General features: G+C 59.2%; 13 protein-coding genes. 10 read left to right on the top strand and 3 right to left on the bottom strand.

Features of this window, described 5'->3' with window-relative positions:
- Window positions 1-74: 74 nt before the first annotated feature.
- Window positions 75-740, bottom strand: a complete 666-nt coding sequence (locus HMPREF2847_RS07760) for an ACT domain-containing protein (RefSeq protein WP_048735304.1) — start codon at window positions 738-740, stop codon at window positions 75-77.
- 227 nt (window positions 741-967) lie between these two features.
- Here HMPREF2847_RS07760 and gatC point away from each other — a divergent pair, with 227 nt between their 5' ends.
- The 8 genes from gatC (at window position 968) to HMPREF2847_RS07725 (ending at window position 8614) form a co-directional block, all read left to right on the top strand.
- The gene (gene gatC / locus HMPREF2847_RS07755) at window positions 968-1261 is read left to right on the top strand and encodes an Asp-tRNA(Asn)/Glu-tRNA(Gln) amidotransferase subunit GatC (RefSeq protein ID WP_005509328.1); all 294 of its coding nucleotides are present in this window, start codon (window positions 968-970) and stop codon (window positions 1259-1261) included.
- A gap of 15 nt (window positions 1262-1276) precedes the next feature.
- Window positions 1277-2791 (top strand): Asp-tRNA(Asn)/Glu-tRNA(Gln) amidotransferase subunit GatA, encoded by a 1515-nt coding sequence (gatA, locus tag HMPREF2847_RS07750; RefSeq protein WP_070852040.1) that lies wholly within the window; start codon window positions 1277-1279, stop codon window positions 2789-2791.
- A gap of 115 nt (window positions 2792-2906) precedes the next feature.
- Window positions 2907-3974, top strand: coding sequence for a FecCD family ABC transporter permease (locus HMPREF2847_RS07745; RefSeq protein ID WP_370523080.1), 1068 nt, complete (start codon window positions 2907-2909; stop codon window positions 3972-3974).
- Entirely contained in the window at window positions 3975-4100 is a 126-nt protein-coding gene (locus HMPREF2847_RS11885) for a hypothetical protein (protein ID WP_256381219.1), read from the top strand.
- The gene (locus HMPREF2847_RS07740) at window positions 4078-4773 is read left to right on the top strand and encodes an ABC transporter ATP-binding protein (RefSeq protein WP_070852038.1); all 696 of its coding nucleotides are present in this window, start codon (window positions 4078-4080) and stop codon (window positions 4771-4773) included. Before HMPREF2847_RS11885 ends, HMPREF2847_RS07740 begins: the two co-directional genes overlap by 23 nt.
- Window positions 4774-4783: 10 nt before the next feature.
- On the top strand, window positions 4784-5908 hold the full coding sequence (locus HMPREF2847_RS07735; RefSeq protein ID WP_070852037.1) for an ABC transporter substrate-binding protein: 1125 nt from the start codon (window positions 4784-4786) through the stop codon (window positions 5906-5908).
- Between the two features lie 53 nt (window positions 5909-5961).
- Window positions 5962-6993, top strand: coding sequence for an ATP-dependent 6-phosphofructokinase (locus HMPREF2847_RS07730; RefSeq protein ID WP_038628534.1), 1032 nt, complete (start codon window positions 5962-5964; stop codon window positions 6991-6993).
- A gap of 157 nt (window positions 6994-7150) precedes the next feature.
- Window positions 7151-8614 carry a YkvI family membrane protein gene (locus HMPREF2847_RS07725; RefSeq protein WP_070852036.1) on the top strand — a complete coding sequence of 488 codons (1464 nt, stop codon included), beginning with the start codon at window positions 7151-7153 and terminating at the stop codon, window positions 8612-8614.
- A 9-nt stretch (window positions 8615-8623) separates the two neighbouring features.
- Here the strand turns inward: HMPREF2847_RS07725 and HMPREF2847_RS07720 are convergent, their stop codons facing one another.
- The gene (locus HMPREF2847_RS07720; protein ID WP_070852035.1) at window positions 8624-9457 is read right to left on the bottom strand and encodes a class I SAM-dependent methyltransferase; all 834 of its coding nucleotides are present in this window, start codon (window positions 9455-9457) and stop codon (window positions 8624-8626) included.
- Window positions 9458-9510: 53 nt separating this feature from the next.
- Here HMPREF2847_RS07720 and gatB point away from each other — a divergent pair, with 53 nt between their 5' ends.
- The gene (gatB, locus tag HMPREF2847_RS07715) at window positions 9511-11019 is read left to right on the top strand and encodes an Asp-tRNA(Asn)/Glu-tRNA(Gln) amidotransferase subunit GatB (RefSeq protein WP_016422487.1); all 1509 of its coding nucleotides are present in this window, start codon (window positions 9511-9513) and stop codon (window positions 11017-11019) included.
- A 12-nt stretch (window positions 11020-11031) separates the two neighbouring features.
- Here the strand turns inward: gatB and HMPREF2847_RS07710 are convergent, their stop codons facing one another.
- Window positions 11032-12108: a glucose dehydrogenase gene (locus HMPREF2847_RS07710; RefSeq protein ID WP_246821987.1), complete on the bottom strand. Its 1077-nt coding sequence runs from the start codon at window positions 12106-12108 to the stop codon at window positions 11032-11034.
- A 76-nt stretch (window positions 12109-12184) separates the two neighbouring features.
- On the opposite strand from HMPREF2847_RS07710, the gene HMPREF2847_RS07705 reads away from it, so the two are divergent.
- The gene (locus HMPREF2847_RS07705) at window positions 12185-13588 is read left to right on the top strand and encodes a DoxX family membrane protein (protein WP_246821986.1); all 1404 of its coding nucleotides are present in this window, start codon (window positions 12185-12187) and stop codon (window positions 13586-13588) included.
- Window positions 13589-13647 lie beyond the last annotated feature (59 nt).

Raw genomic sequence — 13647 nt, 5'->3', positions numbered from 1 at the left:
GGGGCGGAGCCATAGGGTGAGAGCTTCGAGCAGAAGGGGGCAGCCCACAGAAGGGAGCAGCCCACTAGCCGCTGCTAGTCGATAATCGCACCGACAATCGTGCCAATACGTCCCAAGTGCTCAACCTCACTTGGCAGGAAGTCTGGCCCGCCGGGCCGGCCAATAACGAGAACGAGGCCCTTGCCCATTGGGGTAGCGGCAATGGAGGAGTCCATAACCGTCCAGTCCTCCGGAAGCCACGTTTCTTCGTCCGGATCCAGGTTTCGTGGCGAGTCAATCGGGGCTTCCGGCAGAGTCCGGCCGTTATCCTCTGGAGCAGCGGTAGAGGAAGCGCGACGTACCCACCGGCCATCGCTCTGTTCGCCGAGGACGATAGCCCAGCCGGCAGTCATAGTCTGAGGCAGGCCGTCGACGACATCTCCGAGGGCACGATCCAAATTCTTCGTGTGCTGTGAGAACTTGGCCAGCAGCGCAATCTGTCCGCGGCGGTCGACCGAGCCGGAAAAAGGCCTAATTGAATCGACTTCCACTCCGCTAATGGACTGAGCCGCCGTAATCAGTGTGTCTGGGAGCAGGCCCATGGGCAGGTCAACCACGATGTCGTCGACAACAACGCCATTAGCGCCGTAATCTACGACGTCGACACTGCGAATATCACCTTCTACTTCGCCCAGGGCAGCCGCGACGTAGCCAAGTGCGCCTGGTTCGTCGGGAAGCTGGATGCGAAGGAGGTAACTCATGGCTGTGTGTACAACCTTTCGAATAATTGAGAGTGATTCTTGCGGTGTAACTATAGAAGTAGTGATTTAGGTTACAGGGTAAACCTTTGAAATGTAAGACCCTGCGGACAACGACTCAACGATAACGACTACTGTTGGCAAGTACAGCCCGCTCGCGCGGTTCAAAATCAGTTTCAACTAAACTTCTGTGCACTAGCTTCGTACGAAGAAATGAAAGGGGTACTAGCGTGCCAGCTATCTCACGCGATGAGGTCGCCCACCTAGCGCGATTGTCCCGTCTGGCTCTGACTGACGCGGAACTCGACGAGTTCGCCGGTCAGATCGACGGCATTATTAACCACGTCCAGGCCGTTCAAAAGGTGGCTGCGGATGACGTTGAACCGATGAGTCACCCCTCTTCGCTGTCCGGTGTGATGCGCGAGGACGTCGTCAAGCCGACGCTGACTGCGGAGCAGGCGCTGGACCAGGCGCCGTCGCAGGACCGCCAGCGCTTTGAAGTTCCCCAGATTCTTGGCGAGTAGGAGTACGTGGAAGAAATGACTGCAGCTAACCCGAATCTGCATGCCGCTGTTGCTGAGGACCCGATTCTGGGGCTGAGCGCTTTCGAGCTCGCACAGAAGATTCACGCTCGTGAGCTGACCTCGGTAGAGGTCACCCAGGCGTTCCTCGACCGTATCGCGGCAATTGATGGGGACATTCACGCATTCCTGCACGTCGGTGCCGAAGAGGCCCTGGCTGCAGCTCGCAAGGTCGATGAGTCGCTGGATGCTGGCGAGGAGCCGGCCTCCGCGCTGGCCGGTGTTCCGCTGGCGCTGAAGGATGTCTTCACTACCACCGATGCGCCGACCACCTGCGCTTCCAAGATGCTCGAGGGCTACATGAGCCCTTACGACGCAACGGTTACTGCCAAGCTGCGTGCAGCTGGCATCCCAATCCTGGGTAAGACCAACATGGATGAGTTCGCTATGGGGTCGTCCACTGAAAACTCCGCTTACGGCCCGACTCACAACCCGTGGGATGTTGAGCGCACCGCAGGCGGTTCCGGCGGTGGCTCTTCCGCGGCGCTGGCCTCCGGTATGGCTCCGCTGGCTATCGGTACTGACACCGGTGGCTCGATTCGTCAGCCAGCAGCTCTGACCGCAACGGTCGGTGTGAAGCCGACCTATGGCACGGTATCCCGCTATGGCCTGGTCGCTTGTGCCTCCTCGTTGGATCAGGGTGGGCCGACCGCGCGAACCGTTCTGGACACCGCGCTGCTGCACGAAATCATTGCTGGTCACGACGAGAATGACTCGACTTCCACGGAGCAGCCGATTGCCGATGTGGTTGCTGCTGCCAAGGAAGGTGCTACCGGTGACCTCACGGGGGTTAAGGTCGGCATCGTCAAGCAGTTCGACCGCACCGAGGGTTACCAGGCCGGCGTACTGGACAGCTTCCACGAGGCCGTCGACAAGCTTAAGGAAGCTGGCGCAGAGGTGGTCGAGGTCGATTGCCCGAACTTCGACCACGCACTGAGCGCGTACTACCTGATTCTGCCGTGTGAGGTCAGCTCCAACCTGGCTCGTTTCGACGGCATGCGTTACGGCCAGCGTGTTGGTGATGACGGTTCGCACTCGGCCGATGAGGTCATGGCTATGACCCGTGCCGCTGGTTTCGGCGATGAGGTTAAGCGACGCATCATCATCGGTACCTACGCGCTATCGGTCGGTTACTACGACGCCTACTACATCCAGGCACAGCGCGTCCGTACCCTGATTCAGCAGGACTTCGAGCGGGCCTTCGAACAGGTAGATGTCCTGATCTCGCCGACCACTCCGACCACTGCGTTTAAGTTGGGCGAGAAGGTTGACGACCCGCTGAGCATGTACATGTTCGACCTGTGTACTCTGCCGCTCAACCTGGCCGGCATGTGTGGCATGTCCGTGCCGTCGGGCCTGGCTGAAGACACGGGTCTGCCGGTAGGCCTGCAGATTATGGCTCCGCGCCACGGTGACGATCGTCTGTACAAGGTCGGCGCTGCCTACGAAAAGGTTCGCGGCTCGATTGCATAAAAGCGCTCAATAAGCGTTAGTCGGTTTTCTGCAACCGTCGTTTTCTCACTGAAGTGGGAGAGCGGCGGTTGTTGTCGCGTCACGGGAAGTTTCATACATGCGCAGGAACGCAAACATGGAGGGAGTCAGAATTAAAAACCCACCGCGGTTTATGCCTTGGATTTATGGGCTGGTCATTGTCATAGCCATTGCCGTCAGTCTGGTCGCTGCGGTGGTCTTCGGCTCGGCGGATATCACCTGGTCCACCACGACACAGGTCATCTCGCATCACATCTTCGGCACTGAGCTCGATGAATCTGTGCCCGCCAGTTCGGACACCATTATCTGGAACCTCCGCGCTCCCCGGGGAATTCTCGCAGCGATTGTGGGGGCGGGGCTAGCTGTCTCCGGTGTGGCTATGCAGACATTGGTCCGTAACCCGTTGGCAGACCCGTATCTGCTAGGTATTTCTGCCGGCGCCGGCGCTGGTGCGACCGCGGTGATTATCTTTGGTGCTTTCTCCGGTAGCCCCATCGCGCCGCTGACATTCGGCGCACTCCTCGGTGCAGTCATGGCCACCCTCGCGGTCGGTGCTTTCGCCACTGCAGGCGGTGGGCTGACTCCGCTGCGTTTGGTGCTCTCCGGCGTTGTGCTCTCCGCTGTGTTTTCCGCGCTGAGTAGCTTCATGGTCTTCGCTGGGCCAGACCCGAGGGCCGCGCAGTCCGTGATGTTTTGGATGCTGGGCTCTGTTGCCGGTGCGACATGGCTGAAGACGCTGTTCCCGCTCATTGTCCTCATCGCAGTACTGTTGTTTTTTCTGGTCAAAGCCCGTCATCTGGACGCGCTGGCAACTGGTGAGAGCACCGCCGCGGCCGTAGGTATTGATGTTTCTCGGCTACGCACACAGGTATTTGTGCTCCAGGCTGTCCTCGTTGGCACGCTCGTTGCGGTCTCTGGCGGCATCGGGTTTGTCGGTCTGGTGATTCCACACTTGACCCGCATCTTGGTAGGGGCCGCGCACCGCGTTGTCCTACCAGTTGCTGCCCTCATGGGTGGACTGTTTCTCATCTGGGTGGACATCATCGCGCGCGTAGTGGGCGGAAGCCAGGAAATGCCGCTGGGAGTAGTCACGGGATTGGTTGGCGCACCACTTTTCCTCTACCTCATGAGCCGCTCGCACTACAGCTACGGAGGTGCCGAGTAAATGAGCGCCCCACAAAAATCTGTACTCACCGCTAAAGATGTGCGCTGTGACATCGCCGGACGCACCATCGTCAGCGGAGTCAACCTCAACTTCGGTGCAACCCATGACCGCCATCATTGGTGTTAACGGCGCGGGTAAATCCACGTTGCTGCGTGCGCTCGGTGGAATCACGAAACCGGCCACGGGCGAGGTTGAGATTAACGGCAAATCGATGAGCTCAATCAGCTCGAAGCACCGCGCCCGCGATTTGGCTTTCGTCGCGCAAAACGAGGTTCCACCCGCCGAAATGCGCGTGCGCGACTTTGTCTCCCTGGGGCGCTTGCCCTACCAGCGCCTTTTTGGTGGCAACACTGCCGAGGACAATTCCCACGTCGACCGTGCGCTGGAGCTCGTAGGTCTGGAAACGGTCGCGCAACGCCTGTGTGGGCAACTCTCGGGTGGGCAACGTCGTCGCGTGTGTCTGGCGCGTGCCATCGCCCAGGACTCGCCAATCATGCTTCTCGACGAGCCCACTAACCACCTCGACGTGCGCCATCAACAATCCGTCCTCCGTCTGGCCCGCTCCAGCGGAGCGTGTGTCATTGCCGCGATCCACGACTTGGACCTGGTGATGAACCACTTCGACCGCGTCATCGTGGTCGCGGACGGCGGTATCGCGGCCGACGGCATTCCCGCAGCAGTGCTTACCCGCGACTTTGTCGCCCAAATCTTTCAGGTTGAATCCTGTCAGCTCAATTCCCCCGCTGGCCGCCGCCACCTCGCAATCGATAGCGAGCTGGATGCTGCCACCATCAACTAGGAGTACTCCCTTGAATAACGCACATGCTTTCCGACGTCCCCTTCGTGCCTCAGCAGCTGGTATCGCTGTGGCTGCTCTGGCATTCGGAGCCGCCGCCTGTGGCTCTGATGAGGGAACGCAGGCCTCGTCGTCAGGCCTTACCCTCACCAACTGCGGTGAAGAAGTCAGCTACCCGGGTGTAGCTAAAAAGCTGCTGATTAATGACGGTAATATTGCTTCGCTGGCGCTGGCTGTCGGTGCTGCGGATGAGATCACAGCGGTGAGCTCTATGGCCTCGCATCTGCCGGTGTTGACCGCAGCTTATGGCGATGCAATTGCGCAGAAGCCGGAGGTCGCGAAGGAATACCCGAATCTGGAGCAGGTCATTGCGGCCGAACCGGATGTGATGCTGGCGGGCTGGGGCTATGGCTTTAGTGAAGACAAGGGCATTACCCCGGAATCGCTTTCCGAGCACGGTATCGGTGCCTACACCCTGACGGAATCTTGCCGTACTGGTGACGCAGCCTCGGCGGGCAAGGAAGGCAGTGGCGACCCGGGGCATACTCGTGGTCTGGTGGATCCGTGGGAAGCTGTCAAAATTGATTTGAAGAATATCGCTACCTTGACCGGACACGACGGTGAGGGCGACAAGGTTATTGCAGATATTGATAACCGACTGCAAGCCCTGGATGCCGCGCCAAAGGGAGATAAGAAGCCAGTGGGCTTCCTCTTTGATTCTGTCGGCGAAGCACCATTTACCTCGGGTTCCTTTGGCGCACCGCAGGGCATCTTGGAAAAGGCCGGTGCAATCAATGCGACCGAGTCGATTAAGGACACTTGGACTACGACCTCCTGGGAGCATGTCGCGGAGATGAATCCTGACTTCATCGCGCTTGTGGACTACCCAGGTCAGACCTTCGAAGAGAAAATCAAGGTTTTGCGCACGAATCCGGCAACGAAGGATCTCGAGGCGGTCAAGGAGAACCGCTTTATTAACCTGCCGATTGCATTGTGGACGGAGTCTCCGCTGAACGTCGATGCCGCAGAGTACGTGCGCAAGGCGCTCGAGGAATATGGTCTTCTGCCGGCGTCGGAGGTGACGACGAAGATGGCGCTACCGTCCGAGCTACCAGGGCAGGAGTACCTGCGGAAGTAGTTTCGACCAAGGCCGTCAAGCACGAACTGACTAACGCGACTAAGGTGGGCATCATGCGAATTGCGACCCTTACCTCCGGTGGAGATTGTCCCGGTCTGAATGCCGTTATCCGTGCAATTGTCCGTACCAGCTCGAGCGAGTACGGCTCAACCGTCGTCGGTTTTGAGGACGGTTGGATTGGTCTTATGGAAGACCGTAGGGTCCAGCTTTACGACGATGAGCGGATTGACCGTATGCTGCTGCGTGGCGGCACGATGCTGGGCACCGGCCGCGTGCATCCGGACATTCTCATGTCTAACCTCGACCGCATCAAGGAAAATCTCTCTGATGCGGGCATCGATGCCCTGATCCCAATCGGTGGCGAAGGTACGCTGAAGGCCGGCAAGTGGCTTTCGGACAATGGGGTGCCGGTCGTCGGTGTTCCGAAGACTATTGATAATGACGTCAACGGTACGGACTACACCTTCGGTTTCGACACGGCTGTGGCTGTTGCCACCGACGCGGTTGACCGTCTGCACACCACTGCGGAATCCCACCAGCGCGTCATGATTGTTGAGGTCATGGGTCGACACGTGGGCTGGATCGCTTTGCATGCGGGTATGGCCGGCGGTGCTCACCACATTGTCATTCCGGAAAAGCCATTCGACATCAACGAGATTGTGAAGTCGATGGAGCGCCGTTTCCAGATGGGTGAGAAGTACGGCATTATCGTCGTCGCTGAGGGCGCCACCCCGAAGCCGGGCACCATGGAGTACGAAGAGGGCGGTGTCGACCAGTTCGGCCACCAAACCTTCAACGGCATTGGTCAGGTTATTGGTGCGGAGATTAAGAAGCGCACCGGGTACGACGTTCGCACCACGGTGCTGGGTCACATTCAGCGTGGCGGTACGCCGACTGCGTACGACCGCGTGCTTGCTACCCGCTACGGTGTCCACGCCACCCGAGCAGTACACGAGGGGGACTTCGGCAAGATCGTCGCTCTGCACGGTGAGAACATCGAGCGTATCGACATCGACGATGCGGTTGCTGAGTTGAAGGTTGTGCCGGATGGCCGTTACCGCGCAGCTGCTGCGCTGTTTGGTTAAACGCGTCGGTTAAGCACGCGTTGCTAAACATTTAGGCACATCTTCGTAACAAAATAGGCATACTGCCCGAACTGGTGTATCAATCACCAGCTCGGGCAGTATGCTTTGTAAGGTTCCGGTTTTTGAAAAATAGACTTATATTTAGGATTTTCTCGTTATGTGGAAAAGAGCCACAACAATCGCGATGGCCTTTGTCGGCCTAACTGTCGGTGCCGGATTCGCATCCGGCCAGGAAATGATGCAGTACTTCGTGGCATTTGGCACTAACGGCTTGTGGGGCGTGGTACTTGCCTCCGTCGTGATGATTGCCAGTGGCCTGGCAGTGCTGTCAATTGCCAGCTACTTGCAGGCTGATGAGCACTCCGAGGTCTTCGACGTAATCACCCGCAGTTGGGTTTCGAAGATTTTGGATATTGCCGTGATGATCACGCTGTTCTGTACCGGCTTCGTCATGTTCGCCGGTGCCGGTGCGAACTTGAACCAGCAGTTCGGACTTGAGGTGTGGATCGGCGCCGTCATCATGGTTGCCCTGACTTTGGGTGTAGGCATGCTGGATGCCGACAAGGTCAGCCGCGTGATTGGCATGATCACTCCATTCATTATCGTGTTCCTGCTTGGAGCCGGTATCTACACTTTGTTCACCACCGACACGTCGATGTCGGAGGCCGCGCAGTACACCACTGAACTGTCGACCTCGCTGCCACACTGGTCTATTTCTGCCCTGAACTATGTCGGTTTCTGTGTGATGGTGGCCGTATCGATGTCGATTGTCATCGGCGGTAGCTACCTGAACCCGCGTGAAGCTGGCATCGGTGGTCTCATGGGCGGGAGCATCTATGCAGGTCTGCTGACGCTGGTGACCTTTGCCCTCTTCTTCAAGGTCAAGGATGTTGGCCACGAAGATATGCCGACCCTGGCAATCGTCAATGACATCCACCCGGTCCTGGGTACCGTGATGGCAATCATCATCTACGCCATGATTTTCAACACGGCCATTGGCATGTTCTACGCGCTGGGCCGCCGCTTAACACGCAATACCCCGCATCGTTTCCGCCTGGTATTCATCGTGACCGTGCTGATTGGTTTTGGATTGAGTTTCTTTGGGTTCAAGGCTCTGGTTGGCTCCATTTACCCGGCACTAGGCTATGTCGGTATCGCCCTAATCGTGATTCTGTGCGGTGCGTACCTGGCAGGACGCAACAAGCTGATGGAGGAGTCGAAGCGCCGCGGTCGTATCCGGAAGCTCGCACGCCGGAAGATGCATCCGAACAAGAAGTTCACCACCGCCGATCAGAAGAAGCTCGACCGCGCTTTGGCCAACTCCAACATTTCCAACGTCGATCTTCAGGAGAGCGTCCGCGACGACATCGTCGAGGAACTGGTCAGCGACGATAATGTTGAATTCACCGAGGATGACGCCGAGCGCATCGTAGAAAAGGATAATGAGCGCCTGGAGAAACTTTCCGAAATCGAGGAAGCCTCCGATGATGACAATCCTCGCGAGACCGCGAGGGACTCCTTCCCAGGCGAGGCCACAGCCACTGCGCCGAAGAAGCTTGCCGGACAGACTAAGAATGCATTCAAGCGCGTGGCTCGCCCTAAGCCGAAGAAAGAAAAGTAACTAGCGCGACTAGGCAGCTCGAAAATAGAAGGCATCGCACCGGTAGGGAAGGGCGATGCCTTCTTCGTATGTGTGCCCCAAGTGTTCGTGGAGATACCAATGCAAGTTCGCCTCCACCTTGGCGCGAGTGGCGGGCTTGGAACGAAGCCAATAGGAACGGGTTCGTGCCAGCAGCACGATGTCCTCGATGGTCAGTGTCTGCTCCCAGATCAGACGCACCTCATCGACTAGCTCCAGCTCCGGGTCAACCTCGGGGTAGAAGCCGGGACGCAACACGTCGCCGGCGTGCATTATGCGGCTGAGCCGATGCACCCACGGTACGGAAACATCCAAGGTGTTCCACACCAACATAGCCACGCCATCCGCGCGTAGCACCCGAGTGAGTTCTTTACTTGCAGCTGTCGGGTCCACCCAGTGCCATGTCTGTGCACATGTTGCTACATCGACGCTGTTGGGCTCCAGTCCCGTGCGCTCCGCAGTGCCTTCCAGGCATTCCGCCGCTGGCACATTGTGCATCAGTGCTTGCCGCATCGCGGTGGAGGGATCGAGTGCCAGCAGGGTGGCATCGCGGTAGACGTCGGCAAGCGAGGCGGTGAGCTTTCCAGTGCCGGCGCCGATATCGGCGACTACCTGTGGGTGCGGTGCAAGGCGGGTAAGCGCTTCGATGACGGTTGGAGGATATCCGGGGCGCACGCGGTGGTAGCCCGTGGCTCCGTCGGCGCTTTCCTGCAGGTCGTTGTCGAAAGTAGCGCCTGCGCGGTGGCGGTCAGCGGCGTCGCGGAACGTTGGCGTATCGCGTGCTGACGTCGGTGGAATCGGGGGGTGTTCGTTAACTCCGGGCACGACTTATACCCTAGGGCACGCGTGCGGGGCCATCGCTAGTAGACTCTACAAACATGACCGCTGCATACGCTGATGACTTGATGGACTTTGATGAGGTCCTCGAACGTTTTGACCCGGTAATGGGCATGGAGGTTCACGTCGAGCTCTCGACGAATACCAAGATGTTCTCCTCCTCCTCGGCGCACTTTGGTGCCGAGCCGAATAGCAACGTCGATCCCTGCAGCCTCGGCCTACCTGGCGCGCTGCCTGTGGTTAACCGTCAGGGCGTTGAGTGGGCCATCAAGATTGGCCTGGCGCTGAACTGCGAGATTGCTGAGTCCTCCCGCTTCGCGCGCAAGAACTACTTCTACCCGGACCAGCCGAAGAACTACCAGATTTCGCAGTACGACGAACCAATCGCCTACGACGGATATCTTGACGTTCAGCTTGACGACGGCACGGAGTTCCGTGTCGAAATCGAGCGCGCTCACATGGAAGAAGACACCGGCAAGCTGACGCACTTGGGCGGTGCCGATGGTCGTATTCACGGCGCCACGCGTTCGCTGGTGGACTGCAACCGCGCAGGTATTCCGCTGATTGAGATCGTTACTAAGCCAATTCTCGGTGCAGGGGAGCGTGCCCCAGAGGTTGCTCGTGCGTACGTTTCTGCGCTGCGTGACCTGGTGAAGTCCCTCGGTGTCTCCGATGCCCGCATGGACCAGGGCTCGATGCGTGTGGACTCCAACGTTTCCCTGCGCCCAATCGGCCAGGAGGAGTTCGGTACTCGTACCGAGACTAAGAACATCAACTCCCTGAAGTCGGTTGAACAGGCTGTTCGCTACGAGATGCAGCGCCAGGCTGCTGCGATTACCAATGGCGAGGAGATCGTTCAGGAAACCCGCCACTACCAGGAGACCGACGGCACGACCTCCAAGGGCCGCCCGAAGGAATCGCAGTCGGACTACCGCTACTTCAACGACCCGGATCTGCCACCTGTGATTGCGCCGCGTGAGTGGGTGGAGGAAATCCGCGCAACTCTGCCGGAGCTGCCGTGGGTGCGTCGTGCCCGTATTCAGGAAGAGTGGGGTCTGAAGGACGAGGAAATGCGCGACCTGGTTAACGCCGGCGCTCTCGACCTGATTGTCGACACCGTTGAGGCTGGTGCCGGCCCGGCTGAGGCTCGTTCCTGGTGGGTCGCTTACCTGGCGCAGAAGGCCAACGAGGCAGGCGTGGAGCTGGCTGAGCTCGCGATTACCCCGGCACAGGTTGCACGTGTGATTGCACTGATTGAAGAGGGCAAGCTGACCAACAAGCTGGCCCGTAAGGCCGTCGACGGCGTACTCGCAGGCGAGGGCGATGTTGATGAGGTCGTTGCTGCCCGTGGCCTGGAGGTCGTTCGCGACGACGGTGCTATTGAGAAGGCCGTCGACGATGCACTGGCTGCTAACCCGGATATCGTCGAGAAGTACCGAGCTGGCAACAAGAAGGTCGTCGGTGCCATCGTGGGGCAGGTCATGAAGGCCACCCGCGGCAAGGCAGACCCGGCTCAGGTCAACCAGCTGATTGCGAAGAAGCTGAGCTAGCCTCCCTGAAAGCTAATCCGGGGAACCGCCGGCGGCACCATCGCTCGGCAGTCTGACGACGCGCTCGTCAGACTCCGACGGTTGGGCCCCGGCGGTTTTGTTTGTCGTGGCACCCCAAACTTCAATACCCTGATTCGCTGCGACAGCCGCTACATGCGAGATGTGGCCGAAGTCGCCGTCGACAAGCACCTCAGGGGAACCCTTGACCTCCCACGCCGCGTCGGGCCCACTTGACTTCGGACCCACCGGCATGGAGATGACCTTCTGCGCGTCTGGGATGGCAATGACCACGCGGTCACCCATCACTGCGCATCCACCGATGGAATCGTTCAGGTCCACACCGCCGAGGGGGGTAATCACAGGGCCGGTGAGCTGAACCAGCTGTGGGGTGCCGTCGAGAATGGCGGTTGCCAACGGCGGCATTCCGTCCGGACCATGGCAGAACTGCTGAAACTCAATGCCTGGATCTCCCACGAGCAATTTGCGCGGGGACAGGGTGTCCGAAGTTCGGTCAAAATAGATTCCGAGAATGCCGGGCTCGCTGAGGTCCGGAAGTTCGCGCACATCAGCGGTGCCGCCCTCCACGAGGGTGACGCGCGCAATGGTGTCGTCGTTACGCAAAACAAAGACCTGACGGTCCTCTTCAACCGAGGGACTGGGCAGCAATTGTTTTGCAGGGGCGCCGAGTCGTGCGACCTCACGCGGTGTCTTACCCGGTGCGACAACGGTGAGTGCACCGTCGTCGGTGGCGACGAGAGCCTCCCCAGGGCCGGTTGAGGCTAGCGCGGTGGTAAGCGGTAGGCAGGCCGCGAGAGTGACATCGTCGAGGTCGCAGGGACCTTTGTCTTTGGCTTTGCTTTCCGTGGTCGGGACCGGGGTAGAGGGCAAATCAGGGGAGGAAAACTTCGGCATGGCAATGCCTGTCGGTTCTGACTTGTCTTCAGTAAACGGCAACTCAAGCGCGCTCGAGGCACTCATGCAGCCGGAAAGAGAGACCATCCCGACAACACCAGCAGCGAGTGCAGCACGACGATGCCGCCCGCGAGCGCGAGCCTGTGCACTGCTGGTGTGGACGAGGTGGAATCCCATAGGCATACACAATACAGTCTCGTTTCACGGCCACGCCTGCGACCAAAAGTGAGGCAGTAGTTTTAATGTGGACGATGTGAGCGACTCAGAGAAGTACCCGAACGACCGCGCCCTCGAGAATGTGGAGGACGGATTCGATGACGATCTCGACGTCCCGACCTACCGCAAGCTCGCTGAGCCAATGAACGAAGAAACAAACCGTGACGACAGCGACAACACCGCAACGCAGATTTTTCCGGGTGTGCCGGAAAAGCGCGTAGATGAGGAGCCGGAGGCGGAGGTAGACCAAGAAAACCTGCCGCCGGAAGCCGAGACCGATAGCGGTGCTGAAGCCGAGGCGGAAACCGAGTCTGAAACAGAAACAGTGACCGAGCCGAGCTCGGAACCGGAGCCTGAAGCTCAGGAAGCCCCGAAGAAGCGCTACGACGCCTACGCCGCTGCAGGCCGCACGGCACCTCAGGTGATTAGCCCTGCCGGTAAGCCTTCGCCGCGGGATGAACAGGCCGAAACTGAATTGGCACCCGCGGCCGATAAAGAGTCGGAGATAGCCCCGGAGTCGGAGGCGACCGAAATCTTTGAGCAGCCGGCCCGTAGCGAGCGCGTTGATTCAGATGAGGATTTCAGCCAGCCGACGCAAGCCTTCTCGGCTTCTGAAGCAGCAGCAGCGTCCACAGCGGGAACTGCCGCAAATAAGTCGGAAGCACAGTCAGCATTCGACGATGAGGCGGAGTCAACCTATGGCTCTGCACGCAATTCCGCAGCTGAGACTCAGTATTTCGATGAATCGGATTTCGCTGAACCGGCTGCCTCTCGCGATACCGCTGGTGCAGCTGGTGCCGCTGGTGTTGCAGGAGCAGGCGTAGGGGCCGCCGGGGCAACTGCTGCTACGACTACCGCCGCTGCTGACGACGATGAAGACACGGACTTTTACGACGACAACGAACCGGAGCACCGTCGCGGCACCACCGATTTCGGCCTTCTGCTGCTACGTCTTGGATTGGGTGCGCTGCTGTTGGTCCATGGCCTGACAACGCTGCTCGGCTGGGGCAACTCCGGCGGCACCACTGCGCTGGAGACACAGTTTAGCCAGAACAACTTCGCCCTCGGCCCTGTGATGGCCACTGCCATCCCAACGGTTCAGCTTATCGCGGGTGCCCTGCTCATCTTAGGGCTTGCGACACCGCTGGCCGCAGCATTGGCGCTGGCATTGTCCGCCTACCTCAGCATGTTTGATGTGGCTACCTCTGCCAATGGCGTGAATATCGTCGGCCAGGATTCCAGCAGCCTTCAGCTACAACTGTTGATGACCGCCATGGCACTTGGCTTGCAGTTCACCGGCCCGGGCCGCATCGGCATCGACTTCGGACGCGGCTGGGCTCGTCGCCCACTGGCATCGTCTTGGATCTTCGGAATTCTGTCCATCGCTGCAGCAATTGGCCTGTGGTGGCTGACGACCGGCACGCTGCCGTTTATCGGCTAAGGCAGCTCGCAGCTACACAAACAGTCGAGCGGCCTAAACTAGGTTCTCGGTTAGGGCCG

The sequence above is a fragment of the Corynebacterium sp. HMSC074C03 genome (assembly GCF_001838285.1).
Classification (GTDB): Bacteria; Actinomycetota; Actinomycetes; order Mycobacteriales; family Mycobacteriaceae; genus Corynebacterium; species Corynebacterium amycolatum.
Note: the sequence above shows the minus strand (reverse complement) of the source record. Positions and strands in the feature narration are given on the sequence as shown.